The sequence below is a fragment of the Myxococcus stipitatus DSM 14675 genome (genome assembly GCF_000331735.1).
Lineage (GTDB): Bacteria > Myxococcota > Myxococcia > Myxococcales > Myxococcaceae > Myxococcus > Myxococcus stipitatus.
Window position 1 is genome coordinate 9,327,705 of sequence record NC_020126.1, and the last position, 16,448, is coordinate 9,344,152.

The following is a 16,448-nucleotide window of genomic DNA, read 5'->3' on the forward strand; positions in this document are numbered from 1 at the left end:
CACCCAGGTGTAACCCAGCCCCTCGCTCAGCGCTGGATGCGCAGCACCTGGAACCCCTTCCCCTCACTCCCGAAGCCGCTCAGGTTCTCCACCCGCACCACCAGCTCCCCCGTGGGCAGCACTCCCCACACATCCGCGCGCGCCAGCCCCGACTCCCCCTCCTGCCGCTCATAGCGACGCGCGTCCCACCACGACTCCGCATCCCCGCTCGTGAAGAGCCGAGCGGAGACGTCCCCCGGGGCGTGCACATCTCCCGTGCTGGACCAGGCCGTCCCCAACACCCAGCCCCACCCGGGGACCGCCACCAGCGAGGTCGCAGGCCCCGGCAAGTCCCTCACCGTGCTCACCTGCCCCGTGGGAGTCACTCGCAGCAGCTTCGGATGCTCGGGCTCATACAGCGTCGACTGCCCCAACAGCAGCGAGCCATCGCCCCTCACCACCGCCGCCATCGCATTCGCGCGATACCCCTGGAGCACGGACACCCACGTCCGCCCCTCATCCGTGGAGCGCAGCACCGCCGCCTGAACCATGTTGCTGCCCATCAGCGCCCACAGCGCACCCGACGCCGGGTCCACCACCAACGCATACGCATGCCGATGCGCCGTCAGCGTGGAGCGGACCGTCCAGCGCGCCCCTCCATCCGTGCTCACCCACAGCCGCAGCGGGACGGAGGACGAGGTGAACGTCTGGTACTCGAGGAAGAACCACGTGTCCCGCCACCACGCGAAGTTGCGAGGCCCCATCGCCCGGTAGCCCCCGAGCGACACCCTGTCCTTCCACGTCCTCCCCCCATCCGTGGAGCGCTGGAGGAAGTACTCCCCCATGGAGCTCACCACCCCCATCAGCGTGCCGCCGGGCATCGCCGCCACCGTCCACAGACTCCCCTGCCCTTCTCCGCGAGGAGAGAAGGTGCGCCCGCCATCCGTGCTCGCCATCAACCGCGAGCGGTCCCCTCCCGCCGCGACCCCATACAGCGTGCCCGCCCCATCCACCGCGAGCAGCTCCTGACTCGCATTGGAGCTCACCAGCTCCAGCGCGAAGGGCTCCCCAGGAGGCTCCTCGTCGAGCGCCAGCGTCACCCGTGACACGGTGCCTCGGGAGCTCGCGTCCGGAGTCTCCCCATACAGACACGACACCTCGCTGCTGCCCACGGGCAGCACATCCACCGCGTTCGGATAGCCCTTGAACGTCGCATCCCCATCCAGCAGCACCGACGCCCCCAGCTGCCCATCCGCCGACAATGTCCGCACCCGCAGCTCGTAGTGCCGGTTCAGCACGCGCATGCGGTTGTAGAAGATGAACAGCGTGTCCCCCATGCGCGTGACGGCCGCCTGGAGCGCCCAGTCCGAAGTGCCCTCCACCAGCGTGCGAGGCCCGAAGGCCGTCCCATCGAAGCGCCGGTGATACAGCCGCTCGCGCTCGTCCTTGTAGACCAGGTGCATGCCGCCTCGGCCGTCGGCCACCGCGCTCAGCGCCGCGCCATGGTAGATGCCGTCGGGAAACGCCTCGCGCACGGGGCCCCACGCGCCCACCGCGTCCGCGTCATCGTGCAAGCGCATGCGCGTGGGCACGAAGCCGTCATGCATCGCGTAGACGAAGACGAGCTTCGTCCCCACGCTCAACAGCCGACCACCGCCCCGCCGCCGCAGCCGGTCCAACACCTGCGGCGCCCCGAAGCCCTGCCCTCCATCCGTGGACGCCACCACCACCGCGCTGGAGCCCCCATCCGACTCCCAGCGAAACGCCTGCACCCACAAGCGGCCCACCGAGTCCTGGACCAGCAGCGCCCGTGAGTACCCCGTGGCGTCACTCTCCGCGTCCAGCACGCGCACCGCGGGCCCCGGCGCCCACGTGTCCGAGCCCGCCTGATAGCGCCACCACTGGAACCAGACGTCGTGCCTGCGCGAGGGCGCCCACTGCGGCCCCTCGTAGGAATAGACGAGCGCCACGTCCCGGCCCACCGCGAGGAGCTCCGCGCGGTCCGTGTGCGTGAAGTCCGGCTGCACGTCCCCGACCCGGCGCACCGTGCGCAGCCCGTCCTCGGAGCGGTACAGCACCAGCCCCTTGCCCTCCACGCCTCCGTGCTGGATGGCGACGAGCAAGCTGGGAGGACGTCCTCCACCTCTGTCGATGCGAACAATGTGGCGCTGCGCCGGGAGCGTGAGGGCATTGCCCCCGCTCACCGGAACCAGCACCGAGCCCCCTGTCGCCAACACCGTGGCGAGCAAGGCCCCAACCAGCCCCGTCATGAATCCCCCCTACGGCCTGAGGGGAAGCTGGGGGCCACGGCGACGGAAGGGAAGCCGCCGCACACGCCGACAGCGCCCCATCCGTCTCAATTGAACGGGGCGCCTGTCCTCGGGTGCATGCCCGACTCGAGGGGGCATGCATCCCGACACAGCAGACGGACTACTTCTTCTTGCGACGCGCGGGGGCGGCCGGGGCGGCCGGAGCCGTCTCAGCGGCCGGAGCCGCCGGGGCCACCGTCTCAGCGGCCGGAGCCGCGGGAGCCGCTGCCGCGTCACCCGCGGGAGGCGTCGCCGGAGCGGCACCCGCGGGAGGCGTGGAGCCCGCGCGCGGAATCGCCGGAGGCGGGTTCACCAGCTGCAGCGAGCCCAGGAAGTCCTCCGCGCCCGGCGCGCCGATGCTCGGGTTGAAGAGGACAATCATCGTGTAGAGGCGCGGGCCCACCAGGTAGTTGCGCGCGCGCAGCTCGCCGTTCTGCGAGGACACCGAGTAGGACTTGCCCGGGTAGCCATCCAGCGTGATGGCCTGCTCGTTGCTGACGGTGCCCTTGAGCTGGTTGGCCAGGCCGTCGCGGCCCTCGTTCAGGAAGGCCTCCGGGGGGCGGCTGGCGACAATCTTCTCCGGGTAGTCCGCCGTGCTGATGGAGTAGATGACGCCCTCGGCCGTCTGCAGCGAGTACGCCGCCGTGGACACCTCGCCCGCGGGGATGGTCACCTTCTGGCGCTGCACCTGGGGCTGGCCCGGCATCTTGACGATGAAGCCGTCCTCGCTCACCTGGGTGAGCTGGGGAGCCGCGGGCTGGGCCGCCTCGCCCCCCTCGCCGCCGCCTTCGTTGGGGAGCTCCTCCACCGTCGAAGAGGCGCTCTGGTTCGAGCCGGAGGAATCATCGGTCTTCTGCTGGTGAGCGCACGCGCTGGCCAACAGAGAGAGAGCCGCAATCGAGGCAAGCAGGCGGGACGACAAAGACATGGGCGCGCTTCCTGGTAGGAGTTTGGGGGATGAACGCAGTGCGTCGGACGACGCTAGACGAACTACTTCGCTTCTGACTACCCGAGATTCTCAAGCCCGCCAGTTTCCGGTGTCATGAAGACCCCGGAAGCTTTCGCGGTGTGACAACCACAATGTTCCGGAAGCCGGAGCATCCCCGGCATCCCGCTGCCTACTCGCCCAGGTACGCGCGGCGAACCTCGGCGCTCTCCAGCAGCGCCTTGCCCGGCCCCGCCATCACCACCTCGCCCGTCTCCAGCACATAGCCGTAGTGGGCGGAGTTGAGCGCCAGGTGCGCGTTCTGCTCCACGAGCAGCACGCTGACCCCGGCCTTGTTCACGTCGCGCAGCGTGCGGAAGATGGTCTCCGTCACCTGGGGCGCAAGTCCCAGCGAAGGCTCGTCCAGCAGCAGCAACTGGGGGCGGCTGAGCAGGGCCCGGGCGATGGCGAGCATCTGCTGCTCTCCGCCCGACAGCGTCCCGGCCATCTGGTTGCGCCGCTCCTTGAGCACGGGGAAGAGCGTGAAGTTCTTCTCCATGTCCGCGCGAATCTCCGCCGTGTCCCGGCGCAGGTACGCCCCCAGCTCCAGGTTCTCCATCACGGTGAGGTTGGGGAAGATGCCGCGGCCTTCCGGAGCGTGGGCCATGCCCCGAGGCACCAGCTGGTGCGCCTTGAGCGACGTGGTGTCCTGCCCGCCGAACTGGATGCGCCCCGCGCTGGCCTTGAGCATGCCGCTCACCGCGCGCAGGGTGCTCGTCTTGCCCGCGCCGTTGGCGCCGATGAGGGCCACCATCTCGCCCATGCCCACCGTCAGCGACACGCCCTTGAGGGCCTGGATGGCGCCGTAGTGGACCTTGATGCCGTCCACCGCCAGCAGCGGAGTGAATGCCTGACGCTCTCCCAGCGTCTTCACCTGCGCCTCGCTCACGCCGCGCCTCCGTGACTCTCCAGGTAGCTGTCGCCCAGGTAGGCCTCGATGACCTTCCGGTCGCTGCGCACCTGGGCGGGCGCGCCGCGAGCAATCGTCTCACCGTGGTCCAGCACGGTGATCTGCTCGCAGATGCCCATCACGAGCTTCATGTCGTGCTCAATCACCAGCACGCCCAGCTTGAAGTCATCGCGCAGCTTCCGGATGAGGACCATGAGGTCCGCCTTCTCGCGGGTGTTCATGCCCGCCGCGGGCTCGTCCAGGAGCAGCACGCGAGGCTGGGTGCCCAGCGCCCGTGCGATCTCCAGCCGGCGCTGCTCACCGTAAGGCAGGTTGCGCGCCTCCTCGTCGCGGCGGTGCGACAGGCCCATGACGGAGAGCAGGTGCTCGGCCTGCTCCGTCAGCCGGCGCTCCTCGCGCTGGAAGCCCGGGGTGAGCAGGAGCGCCCGCCACCAGTCCGCGTAGTTGTGGCTCGCGTTCTTCAGCTTCGCCACCAGCCCCGTGTCGAACTGGTGCAGCGCCGTCTGCGCGCGGCAGGCCACCTTCACGTTGTCCAGCGCGGTGAGCGCGCGGAACAGGCGGATGTTCTGGAAGGTGCGCGCCACGCCCAGCAGGTTGATTTGATGCGGCTTGCGCCCGTTCACCTTCGTGTCGCACACCCGCACGTCGCCCTGGCTGGGCTGGTACACGCCGGTCAGCACGTTGAACGCGGTGGACTTCCCCGCGCCATTGGGACCGATGAGACCTTGGAGGTCGCCCTGCTGGATGGAGAGGTGGAAGTCCGTCAGGGCCTTGAGGCCCCCGAACTGGATGCTCACCCCGTCCGCCCGAAGCAGCGGCGCGTTCGCCGTGGGAAGAACCGTCACGCTCGCGCTCACGCCCGCCCCCCACCCTTGCGAGACAGCCACTTGGGCAGCACGTCCCAGATCTCCCGCGTGCCGAACAACCCCTGGGGACGCGACAGCATCAGCACCACCAGCAGCAGGCCGTAGATGGGCATGCGAATCTGGTCCACCCGCTGCGCCAGGCTGCCTTCCGTGCCGAGCGCGCCGAACAGCGAGCGCATGCCCTCCGGCAGCAGCGTCAAGAAGATGGCCGCGATGACGGCCCCCGTCGTGGAGCCCAAGCCGCCCAGCACCACCATGACGACGATCTCCATCGACCGCACGAAGGTGAAGGAGCCCGGGTTGATGATGGGCACGAAGTGGGCGAACAGGCCGCCCGCGATGCCCGCGAAGAAGGACGAGAAGACGAACGCGCGGACCTTGTAGCCCGTGGTGTCCACGCCCATGGCCTCCGCGGCGACTTCATCCTCGCGGATGGACCACAGGCTGCGGCCGTGGCTGGACGCCGCCAGGCGCCGCGCCGCGAGCACGACGAGGAACACCCAGAAGAACACCATGGACGGGCTGGCGTACTGGGGGATGCCGGACAGGCCCAGCGCGCGGCCGAAGGCGTCCGTGTTCTGCACCACGACGCGGATGATTTCGCCGAAGCCCAGCGTGACGATGGCCAGGTAGTCCCCGCGCAGCCGCAGCGAGGGCAGGCCCACGAGGAAACCACACGCCGCCGCGGCGAGGCCGCCGAGCAGCAGCGCCACGGTGAAGAGCACCTGGTCGCTGGCCGCCACGGGGAGGAAGGACAGCGCCACCTCCTTGAGCTGGAGCGACGCGTAGCCGGCGATGTACGCCCCCACGGCCATGAAGCCCGCATGGCCGATGGAGAACTGGCCCGTCATCCCGTTCACGATGTTGAGGCTCACCGCCAGGATGATGTTCACCCCCATCACGTTCAGCAGATAGGAGGCGAACTCGGAGCCGCTGAGGGCCCACTGGAACAGCACGAGCGCGGGCACCGCCAGCAGCACCGGCAGCACGCCGCGCAGCGCGGGAGGCACCAACGGACGGGACTCGGGGAGGGGAAGCGCGGGGGTTTGCATCGTCACACCTTCTCCGCGGCGACCCGGCCGAACAGGCCTCCCGGCTTCACCAGCAGCACCAGGATGAGGAAGCCGAACGCCACCGCGTCGCGCCAGGAGCTGGCCGCGTACCCCACGACGAACTCCTCCACCAGGCCCAGCACCAGCGCGCCAATCACCGCGCCCGGCACGTGGCCGATGCCGCCAATCACCGCCGCGACGAAGGCCTTGAGGCCCACGTACAGGCCCATCAGCGGACTGACGGACGTGTCCTTGATGGCGTAGAGCAGACCGGCGCCCGCGGCCAGGCCGCTGCTGAGCATGAAGGTCAGCGCAATCACGCGGTCGGTGGGGATGCCCATCAGCGCCGCCACCCGGTGGTCCCAGGAGACCGCGCGCATGGCCTGCCCGAAGCGCGTGCTGAACACCAGGTACTGCAGGCCCACCATCAACCCCACCGCGATGAGGAAGCTGATGACCTGCCAGTTCCACACCACCACGTCGCGGTCCCCGATGATGAGCCACTCGGTGGGCTCGATGATTTCAGGGAACGCGCGGGGGCTGGCGCCGGGCAGGAAGCCGATGTCCAGCTGGAAGCCGTAGGAGAGCGCGAAGGAGATGCCGATGGCGGTGATGAGCGCCGTGAGGCGGGGCTTCTCGCGCAGGGGCCGGTAGGCGAAGCGCTCGAAGAGGAACCCCAGGAGCGCGCAGCCCAGCATCGCCACCGCGAAGATGGCGGCGACACCCACGAGCGAGCCGCGCGCCTCGCGTCCCAGTGCGAAGGCGGTGGCATAGCCCATGTAGACGCCGACCATCATGACGTCGCCATGCGCGAAGTTGATGAGCTTGAGGACGCCGTAGACCATCGTGTAGCCGAGCGCGACGAGCGCGTAGATGGTTCCGGCGGCCAGACCATTGATGAGGTGCTGGAGGAGCTGCGCCATTTAGGGAGAGATGGTCGTCACGTACTGCGTCTTGCCGTCCCCGACCTTGAGGACGACGGCGGACTTCACGGCGTTGCGCTTCTCATCGAGCGTGACGGTGCCCGCCACCCCCGGGAAGTCCTTGGTCTGGGCAATCGCGTCGCGCACGGCCGGACCGCTCAGGTCCTTGGCGCGCTGGAGCGCCTCGATGGCCACGCGGGCCGCGTCGTAGCCCAGCGCCGCCAGGGCATCCGGCACGCCGCCGTACGTCGCCTTGTAGTCGGCGATGAACTTCTGCACGCGCGCGTCCGGGTTGTCCGGCGAGTAGTGGTTGGAGAAGTAGCTGCCGGTGATGGCGCTCCCCCCCAGCTCGAAGAGCTTCTCGGAGTCCCAGCCGTCGCCGCCCATCAGCGGGACCTTCAGGCCCACCTCGCGCGCCTGGCGGGCGATGACGCCCACCTCGCTGTAGTAGCCCGGCACGTAGATGCCGTCCGGCTGCGTCTTCTTGATGGCGGTGAGCTGCGCGCGGTAGTCCGTGTCACCCTGGCTGTAGCTCTCCGTGGTGGCCACCATGCCGCCCATCTCCTTGAACTTGCGCGTGAAGACGTCCGACAGGTCGATGGAGTAGGCGCTCTTGTTGTCCTGGAGCACGGCGACCTTGCCCAGCTTCAGCTCGTCGCGGGCGAACTTCGCCATCACGAAGCCCTGGAACGGGTCGATGAAGCACACGCGGAAGATGTAGTCGCCCTTCTGCGTCACCGTGGTGTTGGTGGACGACGGCGTAATCATGGGCACGCCCGCCGCCTGCGCCTTCTCCGCCATGGCCAGCGAGTTGGACGAGGCCACGTCGCCCAGGATGAGCACCACCTTGTCCTGCGTGATCAGGCGCGTGGTGGCCTGCGCGGCCTCCTCCGGCTTGCTCTGATTGTCGTAGACCTTCACCGCCAGCTTCTTGCCCTTCACGCCGCCCGCGGCGTTGGCCTCCTTGAGCGCCAGCTCGATGCCGTTGCGCGTGGAGATGCCGAAGGTCGCCTGGCCACCGGTGAGCGCGCCCACCTGGCCCAGGAGGATGGTGTCCGCGTTCGCGGGAGTGCCTCCCGTGCCCGCGGGCTGTCCCTGCGCGGCTTGCGTGCCCGCCTCACCAGAGGGAGTGGGCTGCGTCTTCTTCTCGCAGGCCGCCGCCATGACGGCGAGCGCGGCGAGCAGCATCGGGGCAAGGCGTCGCATGCGGAGCAATCCTCCTCAACAGGGGGTGCTGCGAGACAAAGCCCCGGTTTTCTAGGGGAGCCCTCTCCATGGGTCAAGCGCGCTGCCAGACAGGCCCTTCCCTCATGTACCCCCCGCGCGGCGCGTCACGACGCACCCGGCCCCATCCCCGCGTCCCGTCCTCGCTCCCGAGCAAGGGGTTCCCACAGGCCTCGACAGTTTCCTGGAGCAACCACGGGAGCGAGCCCCTCGCACCGCCGTTGACAGGGCACTGTTCATCCCCAGACGCGCTCCCAACTTCCGAAGGAGAGACCCCGCAGGAAGTCAACCGGAGGAGCCAGCCATGTTCCAGCGCAGCGACATCAAGGAAGGAATGGTCGTCCGCAGCATCGACGGCGAGAAGCTCGGCAAGGTATTCGCCATGGGCGACGACGCGTTCCACATCGAGCGGGGGCTGTTCTTCCCCAAGGACTACCGCGTCGCCTTCACGGACGTGAGCGAGCTGCGCGACGGCGAGGTCGTCCTCACCCGAGGCAAGGAGTCGCTCCAGCAGGTCTCCGAGGCCCAGGCCACTCGCGCCAGCGAGGGGCGCACCGTGACGGAGACCACCACCACGCGCATCCGCGAGGCGGATATCGAAGCGCCCACCGCCTCCGTCACGCCCCTGACGGGAGAGCCTGGCGCCCGCCGGGACGCAAGCTACCGGGCGGAGCTGGACACCGAGCCGTTCCGGGCCGACAGCGGCGACATCTCCATCCCGGTCCACCGGGAGCGGCTGAACGTGGAGAAGCACGACACGAAGGCGGGCGAGCTGCGCGTACGCAAGGACGTCGTCGAGGAGGAAGAGGTGGTGCGGGTCCCCGTCCGCCACGAGCGCGTCCGCGTGGAGCGCCGGGCGGTGACGTCGGACCGGCCCGCGATGAGCGCCGCGTTCAAGGAAGAGACCATCGTCGTCCCCCTGCACGCCGAGGAAGTGGAGGTCACCAAGCGCTCCGTCCTGGATGAAGAGGTCGTCATCCACCGCGACGTCGTCGAGGAGGAGCGCCGCATCGCGGAGATGGTGCGCCACGAGAACGTGGAGATTCGCACCGAGGGCGACGTGGACGCGCCGCGCACGCTCAACGCCACGTCGGACGACCCGGCGCTGACCCGCTCCTGAGCGTCAGCGCGCCACGTTCTTCCGAGGCGGCGGCGGGGCCCGAGGCTCCGTGTCGATGTCCTCCTGGGGGTCGTGCGCCAGGCCGGGCGCCACCTGGGCCCGGCCCGCCGCGCGCGTCAGGTCCAGCGACTGGAGCTCCCGCAGCCGGTCCGGGAAGTAGCGCGCCGTCAGCCGCGCCAGCTCCGCGTCCTTCACCGGCGTGACGACCTCCGTCAGCCGGTCCGCCATCTCCTGCGCGTTGGCGAAGCGCGCGGCCGGCGACTTGGCGAGCGCGACCTCCATCACCTCCCACAGCGGCCGGGGGATGGACTCCGGGCGGGGCAGCGGCTCGTCGCAGATGGCCTTCATGGAGCTGAGCTCGTCGCCCCGGTCGAACGCGCGCGTCCACGTCAGGGCCTCGTAGAGCAAGAGGCCCATGGCGAACAAGTCGCTGCGCGCATCCAGCCGCTGGCCTCGGGCCTGCTCCGGGGACATGTAGAGCGGCTTGCCCTTCACGATGCCCGGCAGCGTCACCGTGCGCTGCGCGCGCGCCTTCGCCACGCCGAAGTCCAACACCTTCACGCGCCCGTCGAAGCCGACCATCAGGTTGTGCGGCGACAAGTCCCGGTGCACCAGGTGCAGCGGCTTGCCGTCCTCGCCCCGCAGCTGGTGCGCCGCGTGGAGGCCGCCCAGCCCCTGCACCACCACCGCCACCGCCTGCGCGGGCGTCAGCGGCCCCTGCTGCGCGCGCAGGAGGCGGTCCAGGTCCACGCCCCGCACCAGCTCCATGGCGATGAAGTACGCCCCCTGCGCCTCGCCGAAGTCGTAGACGTGCACCAGGTTGGGGTGCGACAGCCGCAGGCCGATGCGCGCCTCGTCCAGGAACTGCCCGACGATGGCGGGGTCCGCCGTCAGGTGCGGGAGGATGCGCTTGAGGGCCACCAGGCGCCCCAGGCCCTCCGGCCCCTGCGCCCGCGCCACCAGCACCTGCGCCATGCCGCCGGTGCCCAGCGGCGTGAGCACCTCGTACTTGCCGATGCGGCCCTTGGGCACGGGCGTGTCGTCCACCGACAGCTCGTCCAGCCGCTCCAGCGGGCCCTGCCCATCCATCAGCGCCAGGAAGGCCAGCACCGCCGTGTCCAGCTGCTCGCCGATGGCCTCCACCAGCTTCATCACCAGCTTGCCACCATCCTCGAAGGCGCCGCCCACGGCCAGGCCCAGGCCGCCCATGTCCAGGCTCCCCAGCGTCAGCCGCGTGCAGAACAACATCCGCCCGTTGGGCAGCCGGCGAGGGCCTCGCCAGGACGCGGCCTCGAAGACGTCCACGCCCAAGTCGCCCAGCACCCGCGTCAGCACCGGGCCCCGCGTGCCCCGCAGGGACACGAACCCCGCGGGCGCGTGCACCATGCGCGCGCATTGCGTGAGGAAGACGTCCAACCCCGCGTCCAGCGTCAGCCCGCGCTGAAGGCAGTCTTCCAGGATGTCGTCCGACATCCGCTGCACGGCCACCAGCCCGCGCAGGAACGCGACCTCTGTCTCCAGGGATGGGAATTCCACGGGCGCATTACACACCCGTTGGCGCTTCTCCCGAAAGTCTGGGCTTCGCGACTAGACGCGCTCCCGGTCCTTCACGGGCGAGCCGAGCACGCGCTCCGGGGCGCCCGAGGACAGGGACAGGGAGGAGCGGACCTCCTCGGTGATGCCGTGGGAGTCCAGGATGCCCTCCAGGCGGGCCACGCGGGCGGCCAGGCGGGCCGTCTCCGCGGAGTTGCTCCCCATCTGGGCCTCACGGAGCCGGATGAAGGCCTCCATCACCGGCTTGAGGGAGAAGCGGATGGTGAGGCCGAACAGGGGGATGCCCAACACCATCGCCGTGATGAGCACCGCGACCGTGGCTTCGACTGGATCCATGACTGACGACCTCGAGAACAGACAGGGGGGACACCCACTCTACGCGGGAATCCCGCGGGTGATTGCCTCCCCCTGGAAACACGTGCGCCCGACTAGCTGGCCTGCCCCGTGTAGATGGCGTCGGCGATGCGGTAGGCGCTGCCCTCCAGGCGCTGGAACGCCTCCTTGAGGGCGTTGGCGTCGGTGGTGTTGAGCAGGCCCTTGAGCCGCTCCAGGTCCGCCTTGATCTCCTCGCGGTCCTTCTCCGACAGGAGGCTGGCGTACTCCTCCAGGCTCTTCTCCGTGGTGTAGATGAGCCCGTCGGCGTTGTTGCGCAGCTCCGCCAATTCCTTCTTCTTCTTGTCGTCGGACGCGTGCGACTGGGCGTCGGAGATCATGGCCTGGATCTCCTGCTCCGACAGGCCGGAGTTGCCCACCACGCGCACCTGCTGGACCTTGCCGGTGCCCAAATCCTTGGCGCTGACGTGCACGATGCCGTTGGCGTCGATGTCGAACGACACCTCAATCTGCGGCACGCCGCGCGGCGCCGGGGGGATGCCCACGAGCTCGAAGCGGGCCAGCGTCTTGTTGTCCGCCGCCATCTCGCGCTCACCCTGGAGCACGTGCACGCTCACCAGCGGCTGGTTGTCCACCGCGGTGGAGAACACCTGGCTCTTCTTGCAGGGGATGGTGGTGTTCTTGTCGATGATTTTGGTGAAGACGCCGCCGGCCGTCTCCACGCCCAGGGACAGCGGCGTGACGTCCAGGAGGAGGACGTCCTTCACCTCGCCCTTGAGCACGCCGCCCTGGATGGCCGCGCCCACGGCGACGACCTCGTCCGGGTTGATGCCCTTGTGCGGCTCCTTGCCGAAGAACTCGCGCACCTTCTGCTGCACGCGCGGCATGCGCGTCATGCCGCCCACCAGCAGCACCTGGTTGATGGCCTGCGCCGTCAGCCCCGCGTCCTTCAGGGCAATCTTGCAGGGCTCGATGGTGCGGTCGACCAGGTCGCCCACCAGCGCCTCGAACGTGGCGCGGTCCACCGTCTCCGTCAGGTGCTTGGGGCCGGACGCATCCGCGGTGATGAACGGCAGGTTCACCTCCGTCTCCGGCGCGCTGGACAGCTCGTGCTTGGCGCGCTCGGCGGCCTCCTTCAGGCGCTGGAGCGCCATGCGGTCGCGGCGCAAATCCAGCCCGTTGTTCTGCTCGGCGAAGCGCTTGGCCAGGTAGTCGATGAGCCGCTGGTCGAAGTCCTCGCCGCCCAGGAACGTGTCGCCGTTGGTGCTCTTCACCTCGAAGACGCCGGCGGTCAGCTCCAGGATGGAGATATCGAACGTGCCGCCGCCCAGGTCGTAGACGGCCACGCGCTCCGTGCCACCGTCCTTCACCTTGTCCAGGCCGTAGGCGAGCGCCGCCGCGGTGGGCTCGTTGATGATGCGCAGGACGTTGAGGCCCGCGATGCGGCCCGCGTCCTTCGTCGCCTGGCGCTGGCTGTCGTTGAAGTACGCGGGGACGGTGATGACCGCCTCGGTGACGGGCTCGCCGAGGTAGTCCTCCGCCGTCTGCTTCATCTTCATCAACACGATGGCGGAGATCTCCGGCGGGCTGTGGCCCTTGCCGCGAATCTCCACCCACGCGTCGCCGTTGGGGCTGGAGGAGACCTTGAACGCGCTGATGCCAATGGCCTTCTTCGCCTCGGGCGAGTCGAACTTCCGGCCAATCAGCCGCTTCACGGCGAAGACGGTGTTCTCTGGGTTGGTGATGGCCTGCCGCTTGGCAATCTGGCCCACCAGCCGCTCACCGGAGTCGGTGAAGCCCACCATGGAAGGCGTGGTGCGGCTGCCCTCGCTATTGGGGATGACCACTGGCTCGCCGCCCTCCATGACGGCGACGCACGAGTTGGTCGTCCCAAGGTCGATTCCAATCACCTTGCCCATGATTGCTTACTGACTCCCCCCGGAATTGCTGTCGGACGGCTGCACGGCGGCGTCCGGCGTCGGCTCCGGAGCCGGCGACGGGGCCTGCGCGGACTCGGCCGCGACTTCGGCGGGGGCTCGCGCGACGACCACCATCGCCGGACGCACCAACCGCTCGTTGAGGAAGAAGCCGCGCACCACCTCGTACGTCACGTGGCCGGGCGGGACTTCATTCGTCTCCACCTGTTGGATGGCCTCGTGCAGGCGCGGATCGAACGGCTGGCCCTTCGCGCTGAAGGACTTCACGCCGTGGCGGCCCAGCGCGTCCTCGAAGGACTTGCGCGTCATGGCCACGCCCTTCTGGAAGCTGTCGATGTCGGGGGACTTGGACGCAGCCTCGAGCGCGCGGTCCATGTTGTCCATCACCGGGAGCAGGTCCTTGAGCAGCTTCTCCGAGCCGAAGCGCTGGACCTCCTCCTTCTCCTTCTGCGCGCGCTTGCGGTAGTTCTCCAGGTCCGCGGCGGCGCGCACGGTGCGCTCCTGCGCTTCCTTGGCCCGCTCATGGGCCTCGCGCAGGCGCTCCATCGTCTCGCGGCCCTTGGCCTGGCTGAACTCGAGCTGGGCCTTGAGCGCCTCCACTTCCTGGCGCAAGGCCGCGACCTCCTCGGCCGTCACGGGCGCCGTCTCGGAGGGGGTGGAAGTCTCGGAAGCCTCGGGGGAGACGAGGGAGACCTCGTCGGCGGCGGCCGCGGGGGCCTCCACCTCGACGGTCACCGCCCCGTCCTCCATGTGACGCTCGACGCTGCGGACCGCCGCGTCGATGACGTCCTGCCCGATTTCCGCCTGGATGCTGTCCTTTTCACTGGTGCCGGCCACGCCGCGCACTATCTCACGCGTCGCACATCGTTCCAACTGCCGGGAACGACTGGCGGAACCCAGACCCGAGGTGGACTCGGGGGATTCAAGCGGAACGGAACTTCCCGCTCAGGCGGTGGGCGGCTTCTTGGCGCGGCCCATCGTCTTCTTGGAAGCGGCGGGGGCCTTCTTGGCGGCGCGAGCCCCTCCGGCCTTGCGGCCAATGGACTTGGAGCCCGGCTTCTTCGCGGCGCGGGGCTCCGGCCTGGCAGGCGCCTCGGCGGGCGGTGGGGTGGCCTGCTTCTTCGGGGGGGCCGAGGGGGCGGCCTTGGCGGCGCCTTCCTCCGGGGTGAAGGCGCGCTCCACGGCGCCCTCCACCTGGCGCACGGCGGTCTCGATCTTCTCGGCCGCGACCTTCGTGGTGGTGGCCGCCCAGGTCCGCAGCTGCTCCAGGCCTTCCTTCACCTTCGCCTGCTTCTCGGGGTCCTTCACCTCCTTGAGGAGGCGCTGGGCCTCGCCGCGGAGGTCGTCGGTGGTGCGCTTGAGCTCGTCGCCCGTGCGCTTGAGGAAGTCCATCAACTGCTTGTCCCACTTCTCGGCCATTGCGCAGGTCCTCTCGTCGGGCGGCAGCGCCCCCCATGGTTCCGCGGCACTCGAATATGTCACGGACGGAGGCGGGGTTGATTGCCCATCCCGTGGGGGGCGGCGGGCGCGGGCAGTCCCCCGGGGAATCCGCTAGAATGTCGGGTTCTGAATACGGTGCGGGCGGCACGGAGCCCCCGCCCCGCGGGAGCCCCCATCCATGTCCATCATCCGCGTGGCCGCGACATTCGTGGTCCTGTCCCTTCTGAGCGCATGCTCGGGCAGCAACCACGAAGACCCTTCCGGGGGTCCCAAGCTCCCCACCGCGGAGCTGGTCGACACCACCGTGGGCGCCACCTACGAGGTGGTCCTGACGGCCACGGGCGGCACCGCGCCCTACTTCTACAGCATGAACGAGGACCCCCCTCCGGGCTTCTCGTTCTACTCGGCCGACGGGAAGCTCACCGGGCCCGCCAGCGCCTCCGGGCAGTACGCCGTCAAGGTGACGGTGCGCGACGCGGAGAAGACGCAGGACACGCGGACGTACAACCTGAAGGTGTGGCCCGCGCCGGTGCTCTCCTCCGTCGTACCGCCCAACGCCCAGACGGGCGGCAACTACTCGCACCTGTTCTCCATCACCGGCGGGCGGCCGCCCCTGGTGTTCTCCGTGGCGGAGGGTGCGCTGCCCGCGGGCCTGACGCTGTCGCAGGAAGGGGAGCTGTCGGGCGTCGCGCGCCAGACGGGCACCAGCATCTTCACCGTGAGCGCGCAGGACGCCAGCGGCGTGAAGGTGACGGCCCGCTTCTCCATGGAGGTGAAGCAGGGCACGGGGACTCCGGACTCCGGCCCCAACCCGTCGGGAAGCTTCCCCCTGTCCGTGGGCAACTGGAACATCGAGTTCTTCGGAGACCCGGGCGCGGGGCCCACGGACGACACGCTCCAGCGCAACAACGTGGCGACGGTCATCAACAGCACGGACGTCGACCTCTGGGGTCTGGCGGAGGTGGTGAGCACCACGGAGTTCAACACGCTGAAGTCCCAGCTCCCCGGCTACGACGGCTTCCTGGCGAACGACGCCCGCGTCACGTCGGGCACGGGCTATTACGACACGGACGAGCAGAAGGTGGGCGTGCTCTACAAGTCGGGCGTGGTGGAGGTGCTCCAGGCCCGGCTCATCCTGACCCAGTACAACTACGAGTTCGGGACCCGCCCTCCCCTGCGCGTGGACCTGCGCATCAAGCGGGGCACCGCCACCGTGGACATGACCCTGGTGGTGCTGCACATGAAGGCGATGGCCACCTCGGCGGACTACACCCGGCGAAGGGACGCGGGGCAGCAGCTCAAGGCCTACCTGGACACCAACCTCCCCACGCAGCGGGTGATGGTGGTGGGCGACTGGAACGATGACCTGGATACGTCCATCGTGTCTGGCTACGACACGCCCTACCGCAACTTCCTGAACGACCCGGCCCGCTACGGCTTCATCACCCACTCGCTGACGATGGCGGGCGAGACCTCCACGGTGAGCTACCGCAACTTCATCGACCACCAGCTCGCCAGCAACGAGATGCAGGCGCACTACGTCCCGGGCTCGGCCGCCTCGCTGCGCCCGACGGTCACCAACTACGGCAAGAGCACCTCCGACCACTACCCCATCATCAGCCGCTATGACCTGGGGCAGGTGGACCCGCCGAACCTCGCCCCCCCGGCCCCGGACACCCTCGGGCTCCAGGGGGAAGCGGCCGGATTCACCATTCACTGACGACCCGAACGACCCGATTCGAGGGCTCGCTCCGTATCGGTTGAAGGGGTGGGACGGGCATGGTGCCCGGCCCGGCTCGCGTGGGGTCGGAATCAC

Annotated in this window: 14 protein-coding genes; 2 read left to right on the top strand and 12 right to left on the bottom strand. The window is 69.3% G+C overall.

Going from position 1 to position 16,448, the window contains the following annotated elements; all coding sequences use genetic code 11:
* Positions 1 to 26 precede the first annotated feature (26 nt).
* From MYSTI_RS36090 to MYSTI_RS36120, 7 genes are all read right to left on the bottom strand, one after another.
* The gene (locus tag MYSTI_RS36090) at positions 27 to 2,249 is read right to left on the bottom strand and encodes a WD40/YVTN/BNR-like repeat-containing protein (RefSeq protein WP_015352796.1); all 2,223 of its coding nucleotides are present in this window, start codon (positions 2,247 to 2,249) and stop codon (positions 27 to 29) included.
* A gap of 160 nt (positions 2,250 to 2,409) precedes the next feature.
* Positions 2,410 to 3,216: a hypothetical protein gene (locus MYSTI_RS44285; RefSeq protein WP_015352797.1), complete on the bottom strand. Its 807-nt coding sequence runs from the start codon at positions 3,214 to 3,216 to the stop codon at positions 2,410 to 2,412.
* 190 nt (positions 3,217 to 3,406) lie between these two features.
* Positions 3,407 to 4,162: an ABC transporter ATP-binding protein gene (locus MYSTI_RS36100; RefSeq protein WP_015352798.1), complete on the bottom strand. Its 756-nt coding sequence runs from the start codon at positions 4,160 to 4,162 to the stop codon at positions 3,407 to 3,409.
* Entirely contained in the window at positions 4,159 to 5,040 is an 882-nt protein-coding gene (locus MYSTI_RS36105; protein ID WP_015352799.1) for an ABC transporter ATP-binding protein, read from the bottom strand. The genes MYSTI_RS36100 and MYSTI_RS36105 overlap by 4 nt, the downstream gene beginning before the upstream one ends.
* On the bottom strand, positions 5,037 to 6,101 hold the full coding sequence (locus MYSTI_RS36110) for a branched-chain amino acid ABC transporter permease (protein ID WP_015352800.1): 1,065 nt from the start codon (positions 6,099 to 6,101) through the stop codon (positions 5,037 to 5,039). Before MYSTI_RS36110 ends, MYSTI_RS36105 begins: the two co-directional genes overlap by 4 nt.
* Before the next feature lie 2 nt (positions 6,102 to 6,103).
* The gene (locus MYSTI_RS36115) at positions 6,104 to 7,024 is read right to left on the bottom strand and encodes a branched-chain amino acid ABC transporter permease (RefSeq protein WP_015352801.1); all 921 of its coding nucleotides are present in this window, start codon (positions 7,022 to 7,024) and stop codon (positions 6,104 to 6,106) included.
* The gene (locus tag MYSTI_RS36120) at positions 7,025 to 8,230 is read right to left on the bottom strand and encodes an ABC transporter substrate-binding protein (protein ID WP_015352802.1); all 1,206 of its coding nucleotides are present in this window, start codon (positions 8,228 to 8,230) and stop codon (positions 7,025 to 7,027) included.
* A gap of 322 nt (positions 8,231 to 8,552) precedes the next feature.
* On the opposite strand from MYSTI_RS36120, the gene MYSTI_RS36125 reads away from it, so the two are divergent.
* Positions 8,553 to 9,368: a YsnF/AvaK domain-containing protein gene (locus MYSTI_RS36125; protein WP_015352803.1), complete on the top strand. Its 816-nt coding sequence runs from the start codon at positions 8,553 to 8,555 to the stop codon at positions 9,366 to 9,368.
* 3 nt (positions 9,369 to 9,371) lie between these two features.
* Here the strand turns inward: MYSTI_RS36125 and MYSTI_RS36130 are convergent, their stop codons facing one another.
* From MYSTI_RS36130 to MYSTI_RS36150, 5 genes are all read right to left on the bottom strand, one after another.
* Positions 9,372 to 10,904 carry a serine/threonine-protein kinase gene (locus MYSTI_RS36130; RefSeq protein ID WP_233278073.1) on the bottom strand — a complete coding sequence of 511 codons (1,533 nt, stop codon included), beginning with the start codon at positions 10,902 to 10,904 and terminating at the stop codon, positions 9,372 to 9,374.
* A 51-nt stretch (positions 10,905 to 10,955) separates the two neighbouring features.
* The gene (locus MYSTI_RS36135) at positions 10,956 to 11,258 is read right to left on the bottom strand and encodes a hypothetical protein (protein WP_015352805.1); all 303 of its coding nucleotides are present in this window, start codon (positions 11,256 to 11,258) and stop codon (positions 10,956 to 10,958) included.
* Between the two features lie 92 nt (positions 11,259 to 11,350).
* Positions 11,351 to 13,174: a molecular chaperone DnaK gene (gene dnaK / locus MYSTI_RS36140; RefSeq protein WP_015352806.1), complete on the bottom strand. Its 1,824-nt coding sequence runs from the start codon at positions 13,172 to 13,174 to the stop codon at positions 11,351 to 11,353.
* A 6-nt stretch (positions 13,175 to 13,180) separates the two neighbouring features.
* Positions 13,181 to 14,038: a nucleotide exchange factor GrpE gene (gene grpE, locus MYSTI_RS36145; RefSeq protein ID WP_044282538.1), complete on the bottom strand. Its 858-nt coding sequence runs from the start codon at positions 14,036 to 14,038 to the stop codon at positions 13,181 to 13,183.
* A 99-nt stretch (positions 14,039 to 14,137) separates the two neighbouring features.
* Positions 14,138 to 14,611 carry a hypothetical protein gene (locus tag MYSTI_RS36150; protein WP_015352808.1) on the bottom strand — a complete coding sequence of 158 codons (474 nt, stop codon included), beginning with the start codon at positions 14,609 to 14,611 and terminating at the stop codon, positions 14,138 to 14,140.
* Positions 14,612 to 14,810: 199 nt separating this feature from the next.
* Here MYSTI_RS36150 and MYSTI_RS36155 point away from each other — a divergent pair, with 199 nt between their 5' ends.
* Complete coding sequence (locus MYSTI_RS36155) at positions 14,811 to 16,352, top strand: putative Ig domain-containing protein (RefSeq protein ID WP_015352809.1); 1,542 nt, start codon at positions 14,811 to 14,813, stop codon at positions 16,350 to 16,352.
* The last annotated feature ends 96 nt before the right edge of the window (positions 16,353 to 16,448 follow it).